Below are 21,555 nucleotides of genomic sequence, written 5' to 3' on the forward strand. Positions count from 1 at the left end.
AGCACCGCCGGGCAGCGCCCGACCGCCCCATGGGCGGGCGCTTCTTCACCGTATTGCAATTCTGTATCCCCACGCCAAGGCGGATAGATAAAGTGGCACGAGCAGGGGTATCAGCGCCCACCCGCGGTCGGGCGCTGCCCTTTGTGACCCCCTACAGCATCCCGCTGTCGCGTACGTCCTTGCTGATGCGGTCGATGACGAAGTCCATGAACAGGCGCGTTTTCGGGTCCTGCCGTTTGCGGTGGGTGAACAGGCACGCCATCTGGATCGGTTCGGGCGGGGTGGCGGTGGCCACGGGCACCAGCCGTCCGGCGCGCAGGTGGTCGGCCACCTCGAAGATCGGTTTCAGCACGATCCCTTGCCCCGCCAGCGCCCAGTCGATCAGCACGTCGCCGTCGTCGGATTCGTAGCGCCCCGTCACGGCAAAGCGTTTCGGCCCCTCGGGCGTCATCAGCCGCCACTGGAATTCGGGCGCGCCGGGAAAACGCAGGTTCAGGCATTCGTGGCGGTCGCTCACCAGCGCCTCGCCCGAGACCGGATTGCCGCGCGTGGCGATGTAGTCGGGGGCGGCGCACAGCACCCGTTCCACATCGGCGATCTTGCGGATGCGCAGGTTGCTGTCCTCGGGCTGGCCGAGGAAAAACGCCAGATCCAGCCCTTCGGTGGTCAGGTCCACCTTGCGGTCGGTCAGGCGCAGGCGCACCGACACCTCGGGGTAGGCTTTCAGAAACGCAGGCACCTGCGGCGCGATCAGCCGCCGGCCGACGCCCAAAGGGGCGGCCACGAACAGCGCGCCCTTGGGGTTGTCGGTGATCGACACCACCTGCGCCTCGGCGTTGTCGACGGATTCCAGTATCTCGCAGGCGCCGCTGTAAAACGCCTTGCCCTGCTCGGTCGGGGTCAGGCTGCGGGTGGTGCGCTGGAACAGGCGCACGCTCAGATGATCCTCAAGCTGGGAAATCCGCGACGACGTCACTGCCGGAGAAATACGCAAATCGCGCCCCGCTGCGGACATGCTGCCCAATTCGTAGACACGCACAAAGGTGCGGATATTATCAAGATAGGACATTGTTCTGAATTTTTTGATGCTGCTTGGTCTTTTGCGTTAATAGCAGAAGAATGTGCGAACGCCTAGAGTGGCGGGACATAGGAATCGAGGGAGAACTGCCATGTATGATCTGGCTGTCTTGTGGGACTGGGCCGCGTTCGCTGTCCGTTGGTTGCATGTCGTCACCGCGATGGCATGGATCGGCGCGTCGTTCTTTTTCATCGCGCTGGATCTGGGCCTGAAAAAAGTGCCGAACATGCCCGTGGGTGCGCATGGCGAGGAATGGCAGGTGCACGGCGGTGGGTTTTACCACATCCAGAAATACCTGGTCGCGCCGGAAAACATGCCCGAGCACCTGATCTGGCACAAATGGCAAAGCTACATCACATGGGTGTCCGGGGCCGCACTTTTGATGATCGTCTATTGGGTCGGGGGCGAGCTGTTCCTGCTGGACCCGACCAAGGCCGATCTGGCCTTGTGGCAGGGCATCCTGATCTCGGGCGGATCGCTGACGATCGGCTGGATTCTCTATGACCTGATGTGCAAATCCAGGCTGGGCGAGACGCCCACGTTCCTGATGCTGTTGCTTTTCGTGATCCTTGTGGTGATGTCCTGGGGCTATAACCAGATTTTCACCGGCCGCGCGGCGCTGCTGCATCTGGGGGCGTTCACGGCGACGATCATGACCGCCAACGTGTTTTTCATCATCATGCCGAACCAGCGCATCGTGGTCAAAGACCTGCAAGAGGGGCGCACGCCCGATCCCAAGTACGGCAAGATTGCCAAGCTGCGGTCGACCCACAACAACTATCTGACGCTGCCGGTGATCTTCCTGATGCTGTCGAACCACTACCCGCTGGCCTTTGCCACCGAGTACAGCTGGATCATCGCCAGCCTCGTGTTCCTGACCGGCGTGACCATCCGGCATTATTTCAACACCATGCACGCCACCGGCAAGGGGCCGCACTGGACCTGGGGCGTGACGGTGATCCTGTTCATCCTGATCGCGTGGCTGTCCACGGCGTCGATGAATGACACCTATGAAGAGGCCGAAGCGCGGCCGCTGACCGCGACCGAACAGCGGTTTGCCTCGGCAGAGGGGTTTGATGCGGCCTATGATGCAGTGATTTCCAACTGTTCCATGTGCCACGCGCGCGAGCCGGTTTGGGAAGGGCTGCAATGGCCGCCCAAGGGCGTGCTGCTGGAAACCAAAAGCGACGTGGTACGCCATGCGCCGCAGATCTACATGCAGGCGGGGTTAAGCCACGCGATGCCACCGCCCAATGCGGTGCAGATGGACGATGACGCCCGCCGCCAGATCGTGGCGTGGGTGCGGGCGGCGTCGGGGGATTAGGGCGGGTTAAGCCGCCATCCACCAAAGCCCGGAGTCAAGGTGCGTAGCACCGCCGGGCAGCGCCCGACCGCCCGTCGCACCAAAGGTGCGCCATAGAAAGTCGGCACGCCTTCGGCGTGACGGGCGGGCGCTTTCTCACCGTATTGCGATTCATCTGCCCCACGCCAAAGACTAGAAATAAAGTGGTCGCCACTGACGGTGTGATGCCCACCCGCGGTCGGGCGCTGCCCTGTGTGGCAAGGTCATTCTGGGTACTTTTTCGACCCTAACCCGCAGGCAACAGCCCCTCGCACTGCTTCACCACGAAATCGACAAACAGCCGCACCTTCGGGTCCTGCAACTTCTTGTGCGGATACAAACACCCAAAGATCGTGGGCACCGGCGGCGTATCAGGCAACACCTCGACCAGATCGCCGCGCGCCAGATGCGCCGCCACGTCAAAGCGTGGCTTGTTCACGATCCCGCGCCCGTCCAGCGCCCAATCGGTCAGCACATCGCCGTCATCGGCATCGTATTTCCCCGCCACCTCCAGCTTGCGCGGCCCTTGGGCGGTGTCCAGCGTCCAGAAATACTCGGGCGAGCGCGGATAGCGCAGCAACAGGCAGTTGTGATCCATCAGGTCGTCGGGTCGCGCGGGCATTCCCCGTTGCGCCAGATAGCGCGGGGCGGCGCACAGCACGCGGGCGCAATCTGCGATCTTGCGCAGCTTCATGTTTGAATCCCCCGGCGTGCCGATGAAAAACGCGATGTCCAGACCGTCGGCCAATATGTCCACCTTGCGATCCGACAGGCGCATCCGCACCCGCGTCTCGGGAAAGGCATCGACGAATCGCGGCACCAGCGGCGCGATCAGACGGCGACCGGCCCCCAGCGGTGCGGTGATCTGGATGGTGCCGCGCGGTTGCGCCGAATAATTCGCCACCTTGGCCTCTGCCGTCTCTAACGCGCCCAGAACCGACTTTGCCTCGTCATAGAACACATGGCCGACCTCGGTGGGCGACAGGGACCGCGTGGTGCGGTTGAACAGGCGCACGCCCAGGTGTTTTTCCAGTTCCTTGATACGCTTGCTGGCCACAGCCGGTGTCAGCCGCAGGTCGCGCCCGCCGGACGTGATGCTGCCCAGTTCGACGACGCGCACGAACACTTTCAGGCTTTCGATATAGGACATGGGATGACTCGGGCTGTGGTTGGATGTGCCTTTATAGGCTCTTTTCACCCTATCATTATCAACGTTTTGTTTAAAGTCTTTGCCAAAAGGCGCTGTTTTTCGATGCAGTGGGTTGGCCTATCCTGCCTCGACTGCCGCCCGGCCAGCCGCCGGCGGACGACCCTGAGGAGGCCCCCATGACCCAACGCACGCACATCCGCTTTTTGCTGAATGGCCGCGAGGTGACCGCGCATGATACCGGCGCCAGCCGGACGCTGCTGGATTTCCTGCGGCTGGATCGGCGCATGACCGGCACCAAGGAAGGCTGCGCCGAGGGCGATTGCGGGGCGTGCACGGTTCTGGTCGGGCGGTTGGGGCCGGAGGGGCTGAGCTATGCGCCGGTCAATGCCTGCATCCGGTTTCTGGCCTCGGTCGATGGCTGTCATGTGGTGACCATCGAACATCTGTCCGGCCCCGACGGGCGGCTGCATCCGGTGCAACAGGCGATGGTGGACCATCACGGCAGCCAGTGCGGGTTTTGCACGCCGGGGTTCGTGATGTCGCTCTATGCGCTGTGGATGGCGGTGCCCGAGCCGACCGAGGCGCAGGTTGAAACCGCGCTGCAAGGCAACCTGTGCCGCTGCACCGGCTATGCTCCGATCATCCGCGCCGCCGTGGCGGTCAGCCGCTATGGCGCCCCCGCTGCCGATCACCTGAACACGGAACGCGCCCGCGTGACCGCACAGCTGACGGCGCTGCGGGACGGGCAGCGGGTGGTGACAGGGCCGGCGGATGATCTGGCGATCCTGCCTGCGGATGTGGACGATCTGGCGGCGGCTTTGCTGGAGTATCCCGATGCCACGCTGATCGCCGGGGCCACCGATGTGGGCCTGTGGGTGACGAAATTCCTGCGGCCCATTGGCCCCGCGATTTTCCTGGGCCATCTGGACGCGCTGAAGACGGTGCAGGTGAAGGGCGACGCGCTGCACATCGGGGCAGGGGCCAGCTACAGCGAGTGTCAGGATGCCATCGCGGACCATTTCCCGCATCTTGCCCCCTATTGGGACCGCATCGCGGGCTGGCAGGTGCGCAATATGGGCACCGTGGGCGGCAACATCGCCAACGGCTCGCCCATCGGGGACACGCCGCCGGTGCTGATCGCACTGGGGGCCGAGATCACCCTGCGGCGTGGCGATGTGCGGCGGGTGCTGCCGCTGGACGCGTTCTTTATCGACTACGGCAAACAGGACCGCGCGGCGGGCGAGTTTGTGGAAAGCATCCGCGTGCCGCTGCCCGTGCAGGGGCAGATCGACGCCGCCTACAAGATCTCGAAACGGCGGGACGAGGATATTTCATCGGTCGCTGCGGGGATCAGCGTGACGCGCGATGGGGATCGGATTGCAGACGTGCGCATCGCCTTTGGCGGCATGGCGGCCACGCCGAAACGGGCCGCGCAGGCCGAGGCGGCCTTGCGGGGTGCGGTGTGGTCGGAAGGTGCCTTTGAACAGGCAGCGCAGGCGCTGGCGCAGGATTTCGCCCCGCTGAGCGATTGGCGGGCCTCGGCGGACTACCGGATGCTGGCGGCCCAGAACCTGCTGCGCCGGTTCTTTCTGGAACAGGACGATGCGACGTCTGCGCCGGTGCAACTGGCCACGGCCTGAGGAGGAGAATGCGATGAAAGACGATATTTCGATCCGTGGCGCGGTCCACACCGACCGCATCCACGACAGCGCCATCAAACATGTGACCGGCACGGCGGATTACACCGACGACATTCCCCAACCGCAGGGTACGCTGCACGCCTACCTGGGTGTCTCGAAGGTGGCGCACGCGACGCTGAACGCGATTGACCTGACGGCGGTGCGCACAGCCCCCGGCGTGGTCGGCGTGCTGACCGCCGCCGATGTGCCGGGGTGCAATGACATCAGCCCCACGGGCCAGAACGACGAGCCGGTGTTTCCCACCGACAAGATCGAATTCCACGGCCAGCCGCTGTTTGCGGTGATCGCAGAGACCCGCGATGCCGCCCGCCGCGCGGCAGAGCTGGCGCAGGTGGATTGCACCGTTCTGCCCCATGCACTGGATGTGGGTGCCGCGCAGGAGGCCGGATACCCCCATGTCACAGCCCCCTTGAAACTGGAACGCGGCGCGGTCGAAGACGGCTTTGCCGCAGCGCCCAACCGCCTTCGGGGGCGGATCGCCATCGGCGGGCAGGATCATATGTACCTGGAAGGGCAGATCGCCTTTGCCATTCCCGGCGAAGACGACGACGTGGTGGTGCATTGCAGCACCCAGCACCCTTCCGAGGCGCAGCATATGGTGGCGCATGTGCTGGGTGTGCCGTCCAATGCGGTTACCGTGAACGTGCGGCGCATGGGCGGTGGCTTTGGCGGCAAGGAAAGCCAGATGAACCTGTTCTGTGTGGTTGCCGCCATGGCCGCGAAGAAATGGAACCGTGCGGTGAAAATCCGCCCCGACCGCGATCAGGACATGACCGCCACCGGCAAGCGCCACGATTTCGTGGTGGATTACGACGTGGGCTTTGACAACGACGGGCGCATTCAGGCGGTCGAAAGCTGCTTTGCCGCGCGCTGCGGGTATTCGTCGGACCTGTCCGGGCCGGTGACCGACCGTGCGTTGTTTCATGCCGACAACGCCTATTTCTACCCGCATGTGCGGCTGACCAGCCGTCCGATGAAGACGAATACAGTCTCGAACACTGCCTTTCGCGGCTTTGGCGGGCCGCAGGGTGTGGTGGCTGCCGAGCGGATGATCGAAGAGATTGCCTATGCCACGGGGCGCGATCCGCTGGACGTGCGCAAGGTCAATTTCTATGGCGATGCGGGGCGGGATCTGACGCCGTACCACCAGCAGGTGCAGGACAATATCATCGGCCGGCTGGTGGACGAGCTGGAAGAGACGGCTGCGTACCGCAAGCGGCGGGCGGAGATTGTCGAGTTCAATGCAGGGTCTAAAATCCTGAAAAAGGGCATCGCTCTGACGCCTGTCAAATTCGGCATCTCGTTCACCGCCACCCACTACAATCAGGCCGGTGCGCTGGTGCATGTTTACTCGGACGGCTCTGTCGCGCTGAACCACGGCGGGACCGAGATGGGGCAGGGGCTGAACACCAAGGTGGCGCAGGTTGTGGCCGATGCGTTCCAGGTGGATTTCGACCGCATCAAGATCACCAGGACCACGACCGAAAAGGTGCCCAATACATCCGCCACGGCGGCGTCGTCGGGATCGGACCTGAACGGGATGGCGGCGCTGAACGCGGTCGAGCAGATCAAGGGGCGGCTGGTTGCGTTCGCTTCGGACAAATGGGGCGTGGCCCCCGAAGATGTACGGTTTCTGCCCAATCTTGTACAAGTTGGCGGCGACACGCTGACCTTCGACAGTTTCATCAAACAGGCCTATATGGCGCGCGTCCAGCTTTCGGCGGCAGGTTTCTACAAAACGCCCGAGATTCATTGGGACCGTGCCAGCGGCAAGGGGCGTCCGTTCTATTACTATGCCTATGGTGCGGCCTGTTCCGAGGTGACGATTGACACGCTGACCGGCGAATACCGCGTCACCCGCACCGACATCCTGCATGACGTGGGCCGGTCGTTGAATCCCATTCTGGACAAGGGACAGGTCGAAGGCGCGTTCATTCAAGGCATGGGCTGGCTGACCACCGAGGAATTGTGGTGGGACGACAAGGGCGCGCTGCGCACCCATGCGCCGTCGACCTATAAAATCCCGCTGGCCAGCGACCGGCCGCGCATTTTCAACGTGAATCTGGCCGATTGGTCCGAGAACCGTGAGTTGACGATCAAACGGTCCAAGGCCGTGGGCGAGCCGCCCTTTATGCTGGGCATTTCGGTATTCGAGGCGCTGTCGATGGCGGTGGCTTCGGTGGCGGATTACACCGTCTGCCCGCGTCTGGATGCCCCTGCCACGCCCGAGCGGGTGCTGATGGCGGTGGCGCGGTTGCGGGCGGGGGCGTGACGCCATGAGCGCGCTTGCTGATTTCCTGTCGGCCCATGCGTCGGTGATCTGCGTGACGCTGACCCGCGTGCGGGGGTCGTCGCCGCGCAACGAGGGCACGGATATGTTCGTGGCCCCGCACGCGCTGTGCGGCACTATCGGTGGCGGACAGCTTGAGCATATGGCGATTGAACGCGCCCGCGCGATGTTGACCGACGGCGCGCTGAACGCAGTGATGGACGTGCCGTTGGGGCCGGAGATTGGCCAGTGCTGCGGCGGGCGGGTCGAGCTGTCGCTGGTGCGGATGCGGCAGGGGGACCGGCGCGCGGCGCTGAGACAGGCGCAACAGGCGCAGGCGGCCTTGCCGTCGGTTTACGTAATGGGCGCGGGACATGTGGGCCGGGCGTTGGCCGATCTGTTCCAGCATCTGCCGGTGAACTGCGTGCTGGTCGACACCCGCCCCGAGGAGCTGGCGCAGTGCCGTGCGGCTGTGGACACAAGGGTAAGCGTGATCCCCGAGGTCGAGATTGCGACTGCCCCTGCCGGCAGCGCCTTTGTCGTGCTGACCCATGATCACGGGCTGGATTTCCTGCTGACGTCAGCGGCGCTGGAACGGGGCGACGCGGCCTATGTCGGCATGATCGGCTCGGCGACGAAACGGGTGAAATTCCGCAACTGGCTGCGCGACCATTGCGACGGCCAAAGCATCGAACAATTGAATTGCCCCATCGGGGCAAGCGGCAGCCGCGACAAGCGGCCCAGCGTCATTGCGGCCTTTGTGGTGGCCGAAGTGATGGCTGAATTGACCTCTGAAACTGCCGCGACTGCCCCCTTGGGGGAAACCGAAGCGCCCGGAGGGGGCGCACAAACAGACCGGACAGGGAGGACCGCCTGACATCAGGCATGCGTGTCCGGTCGCAGTGGAGGAGTGCCCGTCATGGACGGCAAAACATACAATTACAGACTGTTCGCGCGCAGTGATTTCAGCGCGTTCTGGGCGTTGTTCACCGACAACCTGATCAACCTGATCGTGCTGGCGGGGGTCTGCCAGTTCGTGTTCGACATGCCTGCGGCCATCGTGTTCGGGCGCATCCTGCCCGGGGCTGCGGTGGCGATCATGGCGGGGGTTGCTGTGTACACATGGTTGGCCAAACGCGCGGCCACGCGGGCGGGGCGGGATTTCACCGCACTGCCTTACGGCATTTCGACGCCGGTGATGTTTGTGTATCTGTTTGGCGTAATAGGGCCGATTTACTGGGCCACGAACGACCCGCTGCTGGCGTGGCAGGTGGGCATCGGCGCGGGGTTCATGGGCGGCATTGTCGCCGCGATGGGCGCCATTGTCGGCCCGCTGCTGAAACGGGTGACACCGCGTGCGGGGATGCTGGGCACGCTGTGCGGCATCGCGCTGGTGTTCATCGGCACCGTACCGCTGGCCACGGTGTTCGAGGACCCATACGTCGGCTTTGCGTCGATGATCATCATCCTGTGGGGGCTGGTCGGGCGGTTCCGGCTGCCGTTCAACATGCCCGCCGGCCTGCTGGCGCTGATCGTGGGCACCGTGGTGGCACTGGGCATGGGCAAGGCCAGCGTCAGCTTTGACGGCGTCGCGTTCTATCCGCCGCTGCCCTATTTCGGCGACCTGATCGTGGGCATCCAGCACCTGTTTGCCAACCCAGAGCTGTTCCTGGTCCTGGTGCCGGTGCAGATCTACAACTTCATCGAAACCATGAACAACGTCGAAAGCGCCGAGGCGGCGGGGGACACCTATCCTGTGGCGACCTGTCAGGTGACCGATGGGGTCGGCACCATGGTGGGCGCGCTGTTCGGTTCGCCGTTTCCGACGACGGCCTATATCGGGCATCCGGCCTACAAGAAGATGGGGGCGCATTCGGGCTATATCATCGGGGTCGGGCTGGTCATTCCCTTTGCCGTGTTCTTTGGCCTGCTGGCGTTTCTGAACAACCTGATCCCGGTGGCCGCTGCCGCGCCCGTGCTGGTGTTCGTGGCGCTGAGCCTGATCACCAACACCGCCCATTCGGTCAAGACCGAGCATATGGCAGCCGTCACCATTGCGATGATGCCGCATATCTCGTCATTCCTGATGATCAAATGGGGTGCGATGATGGGCGCGCTGGCTGCAGTGGGGGCGCAGGACCTGCCGCAGATGGGCGATCCGGCGCTGACCGCGGCATTGTTGCAGCAGGGTGCGCATTACACCGGGCATCTGGCGCTGAGCCAGGGGGCCATCCTGACCGGGCTGATCTGGGGTGCCATCGTGGCCAGCGTCATCGACGGCAATTTCCGCAACGCAGGCGGCTTTGCGCTGGCGGCGTTCGGGATGTCGTTGGTGGGGATCATCCATGCGGCCAGCCTGCATTGGCCTGCGTTCAGCGGGGTCGCCGTGGGCTATCTGATCGCGGCGGCGTTCCTGTTCATCTATCCGATCTTTCACCGCGAGGATGAGATCCCCGAGATGCCCCTGCCCGAGAACGCCCCGGGCATAGCCCCCGGCGAATGACCAAACAGACCCAAGGCGCGCACAGCGCCTTGGGTGCCTATTTCCAAGGACAGATGACATGACACCCAAGCAGACCCTGTTGCGTGGCCGCACGCTGAACTTTTCCGCCGAACCCACGGGGCCGGAGGACACCGCTGCCTATCAGTATTGCGAAGACGGCGCGGTGTTGATCGAGGGCGGCTTGATCGTCGCCTCGGGCGATTATACAGCCGTCGCCGCCCAAGCGGTGCAGCCGCAGGTGATCGACCACCGCCCGCATCTGCTGATGGCGGGGTTCATCGACACGCATATTCATTTCCCGCAGGTGCAGGTGATTGCCTCGTGGGGGGCGCAGTTGCTGGACTGGCTAAACAGCTATACCTTCCCCGAGGAGACCCGATTTGCCAGCCCTGACCACAGCGCGGCAATGGCGGGTAAGTTTTACGACCTGCTGCTGGGGCACGGCACGACGACGGCGGTGGCCTATTGTTCGGTGCACAAGGCATCGGCGGACGCGTTTTTCGCCGAAGCCGCGCGGCGCGACATGCGGATGATCGGCGGCAAGGTGATGATGGACCGCAACGCGCCCGACGGGCTGATGGACACACCGCAGTCGGGCTATGACGATACACAGGCGTTGATCCGCGACTGGCATGGCAAGGGGCGTGCGTCCTATGCGATCACGCCGCGCTTTGCCATCACCTCGACCCCTGCGCAGATGGAGATGGCGCAGGCGCTGGTGGCGGAAAACCCCGATTGCTATGTGCAGACGCATCTGTCGGAAAACCACGCCGAGATCGACTTTACCCGTGAACTCTATCCGCAGGCGCGGGACTATCTGGATGTGTACGAAACCTATGGTTTGCTTGGCCCCAAGGCGTTGCTGGGCCACGCCATCCACCTGACCCCGCGCGAGATCGACGCGCTGGCCGAGACGGGGGCGCATCCGGTGTTTTGCCCGACGTCGAACCTGTTCCTGGGCAGCGGGTTGTTCGACGGCGCGGGTCTGAGGGCGCGCGGGATTGGCAATGCGATTGCGACGGATGTGGGGGCGGGGACCAGCTATTCCATGCTGCAAACGCTGAACGAAGGCTACAAGGTGTTGCAATTGCAGGGCCAGTCGCTGCACCCCTTGCGCGCGTTCCACTGGATCACGCGGGGCAATGCGGTGACGCTGGGGCTGGAAGGCAAGATCGGCACGCTGGACGCAGGGACCGAAGCCGATGTCGTGGTGCTGGACGCGCGCGCGACACCGGCGATGGACCTGCGGATGCAGCGGGCGGGCAGCCTGTCTGACGAATTGTTCATCCTGCAAATGCTGGGCGATGACCGCGCGGTGGCGCAGGTTTACGTGGCGGGGCGGGCCAGCAAGGGCGCGCCTGTGCTGGAAGCCGCGATTTAGTTGGAAAACCGATAACCCCCTGAGGATTGTCAAATCAAACCGAAAGGTGCTGTCGCCGTTTTCCAGATGGCGGCGGCGGGCGGTGTGGCCCATAGTGGCCTGAATTCGACAGCCTTACAGGAGACGCTGATGTCAGCGAAATATTACGCCCCTACCGGCGGGCATCCGGGACAAGAGCAGCTTTTGACCGACCGCGCGGTGTTCACCGATGCCTATGCGGTGATCCCGAAGGGCACGATGCGCGACATCGTCACCAGCTTTTTGCCGTTCTGGGAGGGCACCCGCCTGTGGGTTCTGTCGCGCCCCCTCAGCGGTTTTGCCGAGACGTTTTCGCAATACATCATGGAGGTCGCGCCCGGTGGCGGTTCGGACAAGCCCGAGAATGACGACGGCGCCGAGGGCGTGTTGTTCATCGTCGAGGGCACCGCGACCCTGCGCGTGAATGGCGAAGTGCATGTGATGACGCCCGGCGGCTATGCCTTCCTGCCGCCGCAGTGTGGCTGGACCCTGCACAACGAAAGCGACGAAATGCTGCGGTTTCATTGGGTGCGCAAGGCGTTCGAGCCGGTCGAGGGGCTGCCGATGCCCGAGGTGATCGTCACCAACGAGGCCGACATTGCGCCCACGGTGATGCCGGATACGGATGGCAAATGGGCGACCACTCGGTTTGTGGACCCCAGCGATTTGCGCCACGACATGCACGTGACCGTCGTGACGTTCGAGCCGGGGGCGGTGATCCCCTTTGCCGAGACGCATGTGATGGAACATGGGCTGTATGTGCTTGAAGGGAAAGCGGTTTACCGACTGAACCAGGACTGGGTCGAGGTTGAGGCCGGCGATTACATGTGGCTGCGCGCGTTCTGCCCGCAGGCCTGTTACGCGGGCGGGCCGGGGCGGTTCCGGTACCTGCTGTATAAGGACGTGAACCGGCATATGAGTTTGCGGCGGACGTTTTAGGGGGCTCGCGACATAAGGGCAGCGGCTGGCCGTCAGGGCAGAGGGGTGCCGACAGTACTAATGACACCTCTGTCGCTTTGTTTCTTCAGAATGGTGGTTTTGTTGGAAGTTGACAATCGAAGCCTGATCACCTAATTAGGTTCGTGAGGCGCAGTCGTGTATTGCCCTCATTCCGAGGCCCGCGCGTAAGCGCGGGTTTTCGTGTTTTTGGAGAATGTTTTGACGTACATTGCCTATCTGGACGAGTTTGGCCACATCGGCCCTTACATTAGCCGCAATGATCCTCAGCACAACGACAGCCCGGTTTTTGGACTTGCTGGACTTGTCCTCCCGATCGAGGAAGTGCGCAATTTTGGAACCTGGTTCTATCAACGAAAATGCGAGCTTTTGAAATTCGAGATTGACCGTTCGGATAAACATCCGTCAGTTTGGGAAAAGAAAGGTGCGGCGCTTTATACAGTACGGAACGTCAAAAACTACCAAGAGCTGCGCAATTTCACAAACCGTCTTTTCAATAAGATCACAAAGCTTGGTGGATTTGCCTTTTATGTCGGACAACGTAAGCATGATGCTCCAGGCATCCACGATGCGAACGCGCTTTATCGGCATATTTTGCGTGAGGCCATCAAGCGCATAGACCAGCACTGTGAGAAAGATTGCACACCGTGCGAGAAGTTTCTCCTTGCCCTCGATGAGCATGACCAGCGATCGGCCTTGGTTACGCAGGCGGCAATCGCAATGTACGGAACCGATAACAGGCGCTGCCTTATTGAGCCGCCTTTTCAATTAGAAAGCCATCGCTATCAGACCATGCAGGCTGCGGATTGGATAGCTGGCCTTGTTGGTCGTCTAGGGTCGTATTGGAAAAACCCTGGTGAGTATGCGGAAAATGAGATCCTCGCGACCTATTTCGCAACACGGCTGCATCGTTGCGTCGTTAGAAGTGGGATCAGAGACTGAATAACGACGAGTCCGCGCCCGGGTCTGGCTGCGTGGCGTTGCCAACCCTAACCCCCCAACGTCGCCGACAAATCCGCTGCCGCTGCGCGCACCGCGACACTCAACCGCTCAATATCCTCCAGACCCACGCGGCTGGTCGGCCCTGAAACCGAAATCCCCGCCACCGCCTCTTGGTGGATGTCGAACACGGGGGCCGCGATGCAGCGCATGCCGATGTTGCGTTCTTCGGCGTCCACCGCATAGCCACGCGCGCGGACCTGTGCCAGATCGGCGCGCAGGGCGTTCAGATCGGTGATGCTGTGCGGGGTGAAGGCGGTGAGCGTTTTGCCCGCCAAAGCGCGCTGCAACCGCGCGTCGTCCATTTCCGCCAGCAGCGCCTTGCCGATGCCCGAGGCGTGCATGGGCGACAGGGTGCCGGGGGGGAAGAAGGCGCGGATGGTGGCCTCGGTCTCGACCTGGCTGACGAACAGAACCTGCCCGCCGCGTTCGATACCCAGATTTGCCGTCTCGCCCGTCTGCTCCATCAGCCGGCGCATCACCGGGCGGGCGCGTTCGACCAGGCTGGTGCGGCGCAGGAACCGCGCACCGATGACAAAGGCGCGCGGGCCGATGTGCCAAAGCTGTTCCACGGCGTCAAATTCCACCAGCCCGCGCCCTTCGAGGGTCACGAGGATGCGATAGACCGTGGCCGGGGACTGGTCGGTTTCGGTGGCAAGCGTGGTCAGCGCCTTGCCCTGGTGTTCGCTGAGGAATTCGAACACCTCCATCGCGCGGTCCAGTGATTTGATGGTGTTCTGCGCGGTCTTGTCGGACCAGTCGCGGGGGCGGCCACGGGCGCGGCGGGGCTCGGAGGGGGGATTATCTTGGGAAACCATATAATGCCTTTGATTTAAAGCGAAAGCCGTTTTCACGATATGAAAAATGCAAGGCACTGACATGACGTGATTATTCCTTTTATAGCACTTTTGAAAAACGATTTCAAAAAAATTGGGTGCGCGCGATCACTGTCCTAAGGTGGGTGCAACACATCAAGGAGACGGACATGAGCTTTCAGAACCCAGTTTTCATTCCGGGGCCGACCAACATCCCCGAGAACCTGCGCAAGGCCTGCGACATGCCGACCATCGACCACCGGTCGCCGCTGTTCGGGCAGATCCTGCACCCCGCCCGTGCGGGCGTTCAAAAGGTGCTGAAAAGCACCAGCGCCGAGGTGTTCATTTTCCCCTCGACCGGCACGGGGGGCTGGGAAACGGCGCTGACCAACACGCTCAGCGCGGGCGACACCGTGCTGGCGGCGCGCAACGGGATGTTTTCGCAACGCTGGATCGATATGTGCCAGCGCCACGGGCTGAACGTGAACGTGGTCGAAACCCCGTGGGGGCAGGGCGTGCCTGCGGACCGTTATGCCGAGATTCTGGCGGCTGACACGGGTCACCAGATCAAGGCGGTGTTGGCCACGCACAACGAAACCGCGACCGGCGTGCGGTCGAACATTGCGGCGGTGCGTCAGGCGCTGGATGATGCGGGCCACCCTGCGATGTTGTTCGTGGACGGCGTGTCGTCGATCGGGTCGATGGAGTTCCGGTTTGACGACTGGGGCGTCGATGTGGCCGTGACCGGATCGCAAAAGGGGTTCATGCTGCCCGCCGGTCTGGGCATCGTCGGGTTCAGCGCCAAGGCGATGGAGGCCACGAAATCCGCCAAGCTGCCGCGCACCTTCTTTGACGTGCACGACATGGCCAAGGGCTATGCCAACAGCGCCTATCCCTACACGCCTGCGGTCGGCCTGCTGAACGGGTTGAACACCGCTTGCGGGATGCTGCTGGACGAGGGGCTGGCAAATGTCTTTGCCCGCCATCACCGCATTGCCGAAGGCGTGCGGGCGGCGGTGGGCGCCTGGGGGCTGGATCTGTGTGCGGCAAGCCCGGATCTTTACTCCGACACGGTCAGTGCCATCCGCACGCCCGAGGGGTTCAACGCGACCAGCATCGTGACCCACGCGGCAGAGGTTTACGGCGTCGCCTTTGGCGTCGGTCTGGGCGAGGTTGCGGGCAAGGTGTTCCGCATCGGCCATCTGGGCAGCCTGACGGATGTCATGATGCTGTCGGGGATTGCGACGGCGGAAATGTGCATGGCCGACCTGGGTCTGGATATTACGCTTGGCTCGGGCGTGGCGGCGGCGCAGGATTATTATCGCGCCAACCGCGCCGAGCGGCAGCAGGACGCCGCGTGATGAAGGATACGGCCATGTATATCCCGACCTTTGACGACATGCTGGCGGCGCACGACCGGATTGCGCCCTATATCCACCGCACGCCGGTTTTGACGTCTTCGTTCCTGAACGAGCTGACCGGTGCGCAGTTGTTCTTTAAATGCGAGAATTTCCAGAAGGCGGGCGCATTCAAGGTGCGCGGCGCGTCGAACGCGGTGTTCGGCCTGTCCGATGCCGAGGCAAAGGCTGGTGTCTGCACCCATTCGTCGGGCAACCACGCGCTGTCGCTCAGCTACGCCGCCGGGCGGCGGGGAATCCCGTGCAACGTGGTCATGCCCCGCACCGCGCCACAGGCGAAAAAGGATGCAGTGCGCGGCTATGGCGGCATGATCACCGAATGCGAACCGTCGACCACATCGCGCGAGGCGGTCTTTGCCGAGGTGCAGGCGCGCACGGGGGGCGATTTTGTGCACCCCTACAACGATCCGCGTGTGATCGCGGGTCAAGGCACCTGTTCGCGCGAGCTGATGGAGCAGACCGACGGGCTGGATATGGTCGTGGCCCCTATCGGTGGCGGCGGCATGATTTCGGGCACCTGCCTGACCCTGTCACATCTGGCCCCCGAGGTGCAGATTATTGCCGCCGAGCCGGAACAGGCCGACGACGCCGCGCGCAGTTTCCGTGCGGGTCACATCATTGCGGACGATGCGCCGGACACGATTGCCGACGGGCTGAAGGTGCCGCTGAAAGATTTGACATGGCATTTCGTGTCAAACCACGTCAGCGATGTCCTGACAGCCTCGGAAGATCAGATCGTGGATGCGATGAAACTGACGTGGAAGCGTATGAAAATCGTGATGGAAGCCAGCAGCGCCGTGCCGCTGGCCACCATCCTTGCCAACAAGGACCGGTTCGCGGGCAAGCGGGTCGGGATCATCATCACCGGGGGCAACGTCGATCTTGACGCTCTGCCGTGGTCCAATTGAAGGAGCCAACACCATGAATGCACCTGTTAAATTCGACGGCCTCGAAGTGGGCTATGACGTGCCGGCGCTGCCGGGCATGGATGCGGCGGACATCCAGACGCCGTGCCTTGTGCTGGATCTGGACGCGCTGGAGCGCAACATCGTCAAGATGGGCGATTACGCAAAAGCGCACGGGATGCGCCACCGCGTGCATGGCAAGATGCACAAGTCGGTGGACGTGGCCAAGTTGCAGGAACGTCTGGGCGGTGCTGTTGGCGTTTGCTGTCAGAAAGTGTCCGAGGCCGAGGTGTTCGCCCGTGGCGGGATCAAGGATATTCTGGTGTCGAACCAGGTCCGCGATGCGGCCAAGATCGACCGGCTGGCGCGGCTGCCCAAGTTCGGCGCGCGCACCATCGTCTGCGTGGATGACGTGGCCAACGTGGCCGAGCTGTCGGCGGCGGCGGTGAAACATGGCACCGAGATCGAGGTGCTGGTCGAGATCGACTGTGGCGCGGGGCGGTGCGGTGTGACCACCACGGATGCGGTGATCGAGATTGCCAAGGCGGTGCAGGCGGCGGACGGTCTGACCTTTACCGGCATCCAGGCCTATCAGGGTGCTATGCAGCATCTGGACAGCTATGAGGCCCGCAAGGCCAAGCTGGACATTGCGATTGCACAGGTCAAGGACGCGGTTGACGGGTTGAAGGCCGAAGGCATCGAATGCGAGCTAGTCTCGGGCGGCGGCACGGGCAGCTATTACTTTGAGAGCAACTCGGGCGTTTATAACGAACTGCAATGCGGGTCCTATGCGTTCATGGATGCCGATTACGGCCGCATTCTGGATGCCAGCGGACAGCGTATCGACCAAGGCGAATGGGAAAATGCGTTCTTTATTCTCACGCAGGTGATGAGCCACGCCAAGCCCGGCCTTGCGGTTGTGGATGCGGGCCTGAAAGCGCAGTCGGTGGACAGCGGGTTGCCGGTGATCTTTGGCCGCACGGATATCGAATACACCAAATGTTCCGATGAGCACGGCGTGGTATCCGACCCTGACGGCGTGTTGAAAGTGGGCGACAAGCTGCGGCTGGTGCCGGGGCACTGTGACCCCACCGCCAACGTACACGACTGGTACGTGGGCGTGCGCGGCGACAAGGTCGAGGTCCTGTGGCCGGTGTCGGCGCGCGGCAAAGCCTATTGATCCCCTTTGTGCAGGCGGCACGCGGTCGCCTGCACTGTCCCAAACTGACCGGAGCCACCCCCATGCTGATCGTCCCCGAACGCGAGATTGCCAACCTGATGACCCGAGCCGCCGCCTTTGATGCGGTGGAACAGGTCTTTGCCGCCATGGCGGCGGGCGATGCCTATAACTTCCCCGTCGTGCGCGAGGCGATTGGTCACGAGGATGCGCTGTACGGGTTCAAGGGCGGGTTTGACCGCGCCGGGCTGACGCTGGGCCTGAAGGCGGGCGGGTATTGGCCGAACAACCTGGAAAAGCGGAACCTGATCAACCACCAGTCCACGGTGTTCCTGTTCGATCCCGACACCGGCAGGGCGCGGGCGATGGTGGGGGGCAACCTGTTGACCGCCCTGCGCACCGCCGCTGCGTCATCGGTGTCGATCAAACATCTGGCGCGCAAGGATGCACGCGTGATCGGTATGGTGGGTGCGGGCCATCAGGCGACATTCCAGCTGCGTGCGGCGCTGGAGCAGCGGGATTTCGACAAGGTGATCGGCTGGAACTATCACCCCGAGATGCTGCCCAACATCGAGAAGATCGCGCGCGAGGCAGGCGTGCCGTTCCAGGCGGTCGATCTGCCCGGCATGGTCGAGGCGGATGTGATCATTTCCATCACGTCTGCGTTTTCCCCGTCGCTGATGGCGGATCATGTGGCACCCGGTTGCCATCTGGCGTGCATGGGCACCGACACCAAGGGCAAGCAAGAGGTCGAGGCGGCGCTGCTGGCGCGGGCCACGGTCTTTACCGACGAGGTCGCGCAATCGGTGTCGATTGGCGAGGCACAGCACGCGGTGGCTGAGGGGCTGATTGCCGAAAGCGACGTGCACCAGTTGGGCGCGGTCATCAACGGCACCCACGCGGGGCGGGTCAGCGACGACCAGATCACGCTGTTTGACGGCACCGGCGTGGGCCTGCAGGATCTGGCCGTGGCGGCGGCGGTTGTGGATCTGGCGGTGGCGCAGGGGATTGCGATCGAGGTGGATTTTTAGGAGAGCTAAACGTCGCAGTTTCGAAATGTGAGTGCGAATGGTTCACACATCTTCAAGGGGGTCTTTGGGATCACCTGTGCGCAACACATGCAAATGGTGTACGGGATTGGACCCGTTGAAAAGTTGAGTGACACTTAGATCTCCATTGCCCCAAGCACTTGAAAAAAGATGCAGAGAAGATCCACTTCTCGATTTTTGCAGGCTCTGTAGGTCCACGATCAACTGATCGATTTCATCTGCGGTGATGATAAGGTTCACAACCGGCGTTGGCCCGTATTCGGGATCATCATGATTTTCTACTTCAACTGAAATCATCTATCTGGCCACTTTCTTAACCTAGGCTTCGTTGTTTATAGCACATCAGCCTCGGCAAAGAGGTTGGGAAAAAGCCGCTCGCGGTAATCCAGCGGAAAGGCCAGCCGTACGGGCGTTTTCGGCCCGCTTGAGGTCAGGAAACCCGCGCTTGTCAGCAATTTCAGCGTGTTGCGTGCCGTGCGTTCGGATGTCTTCAGGACGATCTGCGCGTCGCCACGGTCCAGTGTGCCGTGGCGCAGGACCGCCGACATCAGGTCCGGCGCGCGTTTGTCGTCGATGGTGTCGGCCACCAACCTGCGATAGCGTTTCTCCAGCCCGCCCAGATCGAACAATTTCGCCGAAAAAGTGACCTGATCCAGCGCCACCTGCAGAAACCATGTGCAGAATGTTTGCAGCGCCGCCTGGGACAGGTTGCCGCGTCCGTCGCGGTCGCCCCGGCGGGGGGTGTCGGCGTGGTCCATCATCTGTTTGTATTCGCCGCGATCCTCCAGCCCCCGCGCCAACCCGCGCGAGATCGACCACAGCCCGTTGCCCCCGATCCCCGCATTCAGCGCCATCGCGTGCGACATCAGCCGGCTGACGCGGCCGTTCCCGTCGGGAAAGGGATGGATGAAGTTCAGCCGGTGATGCGCCGAGGCAATGGCGATGATCCGCCCGCTGGCGGACCGTTCGGCGATGCGAAAGCGCTTGTCGAAATGCTCCATGAAGGCCGCCACGCGGTCGGACGACGGCGGCAGGTGCCGCCCCACGGCCACCTCGCGGTCGCCGGGCTGACGCATCCGGCCCGGCACGATGGGTTCCTGTGTGCCGTCGGGGTGGTCGACCACACGGAATTCGTCGGGCATTTCGTCGTAAAAGGCGCGGTGCACCCATGTCAGGAATTCAACTGAAGTGGGCGCAGGCAATGTCCCGTCGCGGTGCATCTGGTCGATGGCGCGCTGCACGATGACATGGGCGCGCGCCTCAAGCGCGAGGGGGCGGGTTTCCGCCTCGAGTTCGGCACCGGCCAGTGCGCGGGCGATGTCGCGCGGGCGGGTGTTGTGACCTTCGATCAGGTTGGAGTAGTAACAGTTCATCATCCGCACCAGGTCGGCCAGCTCGGCGGCGCTGTCGGGGTGCAGGCCATGCCCCAGATCGCTGGCGGCGCGCTGGATTTCGACCGACAGGTCAGCCAGTGCGGCGGGGATGTGATCTTCGAAAAAGCAGGGTTCTATGCGGCCCGGTGTTTCCAACATTTTTTGCCGATCTTGTGTTCGTCAAAAGTTGAATGTTTATAGGGCATAAATAGAGAAAATTGCAAGAGTTTGCCGATATCGGTTGCCGATCTTGCATGCCGGTCTTTGACATGGGCCACTCTGACAGAGCGGCCCATGCGGGGCTGGGGAGGGATCAGCCCTCTTTGTAATACGACGCGTAGCCGTTCAGCGCCGGTGCGCCGCCCAGGTGGGCGTAGAGCACTTTGGATCCTTCGGGGAAGAAGCCCTTGCGCGTCAGGTCGATCATGCCCTGCATGGATTTGCCTTCGTAAACCGGGTCGGTGATCATCGCCTCGGTGCGGGCCGCCAGGCGGATCGCTTCGTTGGTTTCGTCCGACGGCACGCCATATGCGGGATAGGCGTAGTCATTGTTGATCACGATCTCGTCTTCGCGGACCTTGCGGCCAAGGCCGACCAGCTCGGCGGTGTCATCGACGATGCTGCGCACCTGGGCGCGGGTCTGTTCGGGTGTGCCCGAGGCATCGATGCCGATCACGCTTTCGGCGCGGTCCTGCGCGGCAAAGCCCACGATCATCCCCGCCTGAGTCGAGCCGGTGACGACGCAAACGACGATATAGTCGAACTTGAAGCCCAGTTCCTTCTCTTGCTCGGCAACCTCTTCGGCAAAGCCGATATAGCCAAGTGCGCCGTATTTGTGCACCGAGGCACCGGCGGGAATGGCATAGGGCTTGCCGCCCTTGTCCTCGACCGATTTGATCGCGTCTTCCCAGCTTTTGCGGATGCCGATGTCAAAGCCTTCATCGACCAGACGCGAATCCGCGCCCATCAGGCGGGTCATCATGATGTTGCCGACGCGGTCATAGACGGCATCGTGGTGCGGCACCCATTTTTCCTGGATCACAACGCAATCCATGCCGATCTTTGCGGCGGTGGCGGCGACCATACGGGTGTGGTTCGACTGGACCCCGCCGATGGACACCAGCGTGTCGGCACCGGAGGCGATGGCGTCGGGGACGATATATTCCAGCTTGCGCAGCTTGTTGCCGCCCATGGCCAGACCCGAGTTGCAGTCTTCGCGTTTGGCGTAGATTTCGACCTTGCCGCCCAGGGCTTCGCTCAGGCGGGGCAGGTGTTCGATGGCGGTGCGCCCGAATGTCAGCGGGTAGCGTTCGAATTTATCAAGCAGGGACATGGTTTTCCTTCCGGTTTGGCTTTGGTGCATGTTAGGGGAAGAAGGATGAAATGTGCTTTCTAAGTTGGGGGCATGTTTTACATATTTC

18 protein-coding genes are annotated in these 21,555 nt (G+C 62.7%); 12 read left to right on the forward strand and 6 right to left on the reverse strand.

Translation table 11 applies throughout. The features are described from left to right. Positions 1-151 precede the first annotated feature (151 nt). A complete protein-coding gene (locus BUC08_RS21230) occupies positions 152-1,069 on the reverse strand; it encodes a LysR family transcriptional regulator (protein ID WP_037928975.1) in 918 nt (305 codons plus the stop codon). Between the two features lie 100 nt (positions 1,070-1,169). Between BUC08_RS21230 and BUC08_RS21235 the strand changes: the two genes are divergently transcribed. Then, complete coding sequence (locus BUC08_RS21235; protein ID WP_037928974.1) at positions 1,170-2,402, forward strand: urate hydroxylase PuuD; 1,233 nt, start codon at positions 1,170-1,172, stop codon at positions 2,400-2,402. Positions 2,403-2,667: 265 nt separating this feature from the next. Here the strand turns inward: BUC08_RS21235 and BUC08_RS21240 are convergent, their stop codons facing one another. Then, on the reverse strand, positions 2,668-3,570 hold the full coding sequence (locus BUC08_RS21240; RefSeq protein WP_037929168.1) for a LysR family transcriptional regulator: 903 nt from the start codon (positions 3,568-3,570) through the stop codon (positions 2,668-2,670). A gap of 176 nt (positions 3,571-3,746) precedes the next feature. Between BUC08_RS21240 and xdhA the strand changes: the two genes are divergently transcribed. The 7 genes from xdhA to BUC08_RS21275 all read left to right on the forward strand — a co-directional run bounded on the left by xdhA (position 3,747) and on the right by BUC08_RS21275 (position 13,340). Further along, positions 3,747-5,210 (forward strand): xanthine dehydrogenase small subunit, encoded by a 1,464-nt coding sequence (gene xdhA, locus BUC08_RS21245; RefSeq protein ID WP_037929165.1) that lies wholly within the window; start codon positions 3,747-3,749, stop codon positions 5,208-5,210. A 13-nt stretch (positions 5,211-5,223) separates the two neighbouring features. Further along, on the forward strand, positions 5,224-7,542 hold the full coding sequence (gene xdhB, locus BUC08_RS21250) for a xanthine dehydrogenase molybdopterin binding subunit (protein WP_037929163.1): 2,319 nt from the start codon (positions 5,224-5,226) through the stop codon (positions 7,540-7,542). Positions 7,543-7,546: 4 nt separating this feature from the next. Further along, the gene (gene xdhC, locus BUC08_RS21255) at positions 7,547-8,416 is read left to right on the forward strand and encodes a xanthine dehydrogenase accessory protein XdhC (protein ID WP_037929158.1); all 870 of its coding nucleotides are present in this window, start codon (positions 7,547-7,549) and stop codon (positions 8,414-8,416) included. Positions 8,417-8,458: 42 nt separating this feature from the next. Then, positions 8,459-10,042: a permease family protein gene (locus BUC08_RS21260; protein WP_037929155.1), complete on the forward strand. Its 1,584-nt coding sequence runs from the start codon at positions 8,459-8,461 to the stop codon at positions 10,040-10,042. Between the two features lie 58 nt (positions 10,043-10,100). Continuing rightward, positions 10,101-11,423, forward strand: a complete 1,323-nt coding sequence (gene guaD, locus BUC08_RS21265) for a guanine deaminase (RefSeq protein WP_037929149.1) — start codon at positions 10,101-10,103, stop codon at positions 11,421-11,423. A gap of 129 nt (positions 11,424-11,552) precedes the next feature. After that, on the forward strand, positions 11,553-12,380 hold the full coding sequence (locus BUC08_RS21270; protein ID WP_037929147.1) for a bifunctional allantoicase/(S)-ureidoglycine aminohydrolase: 828 nt from the start codon (positions 11,553-11,555) through the stop codon (positions 12,378-12,380). A 219-nt stretch (positions 12,381-12,599) separates the two neighbouring features. Continuing rightward, complete coding sequence (locus BUC08_RS21275; protein WP_224769664.1) at positions 12,600-13,340, forward strand: DUF3800 domain-containing protein; 741 nt, start codon at positions 12,600-12,602, stop codon at positions 13,338-13,340. A 47-nt stretch (positions 13,341-13,387) separates the two neighbouring features. On the opposite strand, the gene bhcR is transcribed toward BUC08_RS21275, so the two are convergent. After that, positions 13,388-14,215 carry an HTH-type transcriptional regulator BhcR gene (bhcR, locus tag BUC08_RS21280; RefSeq protein ID WP_037929137.1) on the reverse strand — a complete coding sequence of 276 codons (828 nt, stop codon included), beginning with the start codon at positions 14,213-14,215 and terminating at the stop codon, positions 13,388-13,390. A 167-nt stretch (positions 14,216-14,382) separates the two neighbouring features. On the opposite strand from bhcR, the gene bhcA reads away from it, so the two are divergent. From bhcA to bhcD, 4 genes are all read left to right on the forward strand, one after another. Beyond that, complete coding sequence (gene bhcA, locus BUC08_RS21285) at positions 14,383-15,573, forward strand: L-aspartate--glyoxylate aminotransferase BhcA (RefSeq protein ID WP_037929134.1); 1,191 nt, start codon at positions 14,383-14,385, stop codon at positions 15,571-15,573. Next, positions 15,573-16,538: a beta-hydroxyaspartate dehydratase BhcB gene (gene bhcB / locus BUC08_RS21290; RefSeq protein ID WP_037929131.1), complete on the forward strand. Its 966-nt coding sequence runs from the start codon at positions 15,573-15,575 to the stop codon at positions 16,536-16,538. Before bhcA ends, bhcB begins: the two co-directional genes overlap by 1 nt. 13 nt (positions 16,539-16,551) lie before the next feature. Beyond that, positions 16,552-17,715 (forward strand): 3-hydroxy-D-aspartate aldolase BhcC, encoded by a 1,164-nt coding sequence (gene bhcC / locus BUC08_RS21295; protein WP_037929127.1) that lies wholly within the window; start codon positions 16,552-16,554, stop codon positions 17,713-17,715. Positions 17,716-17,777: 62 nt separating this feature from the next. Continuing rightward, entirely contained in the window at positions 17,778-18,743 is a 966-nt protein-coding gene (bhcD, locus tag BUC08_RS21300) for an iminosuccinate reductase BhcD (protein ID WP_037929210.1), read from the forward strand. 42 nt (positions 18,744-18,785) lie between these two features. Here the strand turns inward: bhcD and BUC08_RS24445 are convergent, their stop codons facing one another. The 3 genes from BUC08_RS24445 to BUC08_RS21310 form a co-directional block, all read right to left on the reverse strand. Continuing rightward, on the reverse strand, positions 18,786-19,058 hold the full coding sequence (locus BUC08_RS24445; protein ID WP_143186804.1) for a hypothetical protein: 273 nt from the start codon (positions 19,056-19,058) through the stop codon (positions 18,786-18,788). A gap of 35 nt (positions 19,059-19,093) precedes the next feature. Beyond that, a complete protein-coding gene (locus BUC08_RS21305; protein ID WP_037929126.1) occupies positions 19,094-20,293 on the reverse strand; it encodes a Fic family protein in 1,200 nt (399 codons plus the stop codon). Between the two features lie 154 nt (positions 20,294-20,447). Further along, positions 20,448-21,467 carry a 1-aminocyclopropane-1-carboxylate deaminase gene (locus tag BUC08_RS21310; protein ID WP_037929121.1) on the reverse strand — a complete coding sequence of 340 codons (1,020 nt, stop codon included), beginning with the start codon at positions 21,465-21,467 and terminating at the stop codon, positions 20,448-20,450. Between the last annotated feature and the right edge of the window lie 88 nt (positions 21,468-21,555).

The sequence above is a fragment of the Pseudosulfitobacter pseudonitzschiae genome (assembly GCF_900129395.1).
Lineage (GTDB): Bacteria > Pseudomonadota > Alphaproteobacteria > Rhodobacterales > Rhodobacteraceae > Pseudosulfitobacter > Pseudosulfitobacter pseudonitzschiae.

Coding starts and splice junctions, on each gene's coding strand:
- BUC08_RS21270 (WP_037929147.1), top strand. CDS start 11,553: ATGTCAGCGAAATATTACGCCCCTACCGGCGGGCATCCGGGACAAGAG.
- BUC08_RS21230 (WP_037928975.1), bottom strand. CDS start 1,069: ATGTCCTATCTTGATAATATCCGCACCTTTGTGCGTGTCTACGAATTG.
- xdhA (WP_037929165.1), top strand. CDS start 3,747: ATGACCCAACGCACGCACATCCGCTTTTTGCTGAATGGCCGCGAGGTG.
- BUC08_RS21260 (WP_037929155.1), top strand. CDS start 8,459: ATGGACGGCAAAACATACAATTACAGACTGTTCGCGCGCAGTGATTTC.
- bhcA (WP_037929134.1), top strand. CDS start 14,383: ATGAGCTTTCAGAACCCAGTTTTCATTCCGGGGCCGACCAACATCCCC.
- bhcC (WP_037929127.1), top strand. CDS start 16,552: ATGAATGCACCTGTTAAATTCGACGGCCTCGAAGTGGGCTATGACGTG.
- BUC08_RS21240 (WP_037929168.1), bottom strand. CDS start 3,570: ATGTCCTATATCGAAAGCCTGAAAGTGTTCGTGCGCGTCGTCGAACTG.
- guaD (WP_037929149.1), top strand. CDS start 10,101: ATGACACCCAAGCAGACCCTGTTGCGTGGCCGCACGCTGAACTTTTCC.
- bhcB (WP_037929131.1), top strand. CDS start 15,573: ATGAAGGATACGGCCATGTATATCCCGACCTTTGACGACATGCTGGCG.
- xdhB (WP_037929163.1), top strand. CDS start 5,224: ATGAAAGACGATATTTCGATCCGTGGCGCGGTCCACACCGACCGCATC.
- BUC08_RS21235 (WP_037928974.1), top strand. CDS start 1,170: ATGTATGATCTGGCTGTCTTGTGGGACTGGGCCGCGTTCGCTGTCCGT.
- BUC08_RS21310 (WP_037929121.1), bottom strand. CDS start 21,467: ATGTCCCTGCTTGATAAATTCGAACGCTACCCGCTGACATTCGGGCGC.
- bhcD (WP_037929210.1), top strand. CDS start 17,778: ATGCTGATCGTCCCCGAACGCGAGATTGCCAACCTGATGACCCGAGCC.
- xdhC (WP_037929158.1), top strand. CDS start 7,547: ATGAGCGCGCTTGCTGATTTCCTGTCGGCCCATGCGTCGGTGATCTGC.
- bhcR (WP_037929137.1), bottom strand. CDS start 14,215: ATGGTTTCCCAAGATAATCCCCCCTCCGAGCCCCGCCGCGCCCGTGGC.
- BUC08_RS21305 (WP_037929126.1), bottom strand. CDS start 20,293: ATGTTGGAAACACCGGGCCGCATAGAACCCTGCTTTTTCGAAGATCAC.
- BUC08_RS24445 (WP_143186804.1), bottom strand. CDS start 19,058: ATGATTTCAGTTGAAGTAGAAAATCATGATGATCCCGAATACGGGCCA.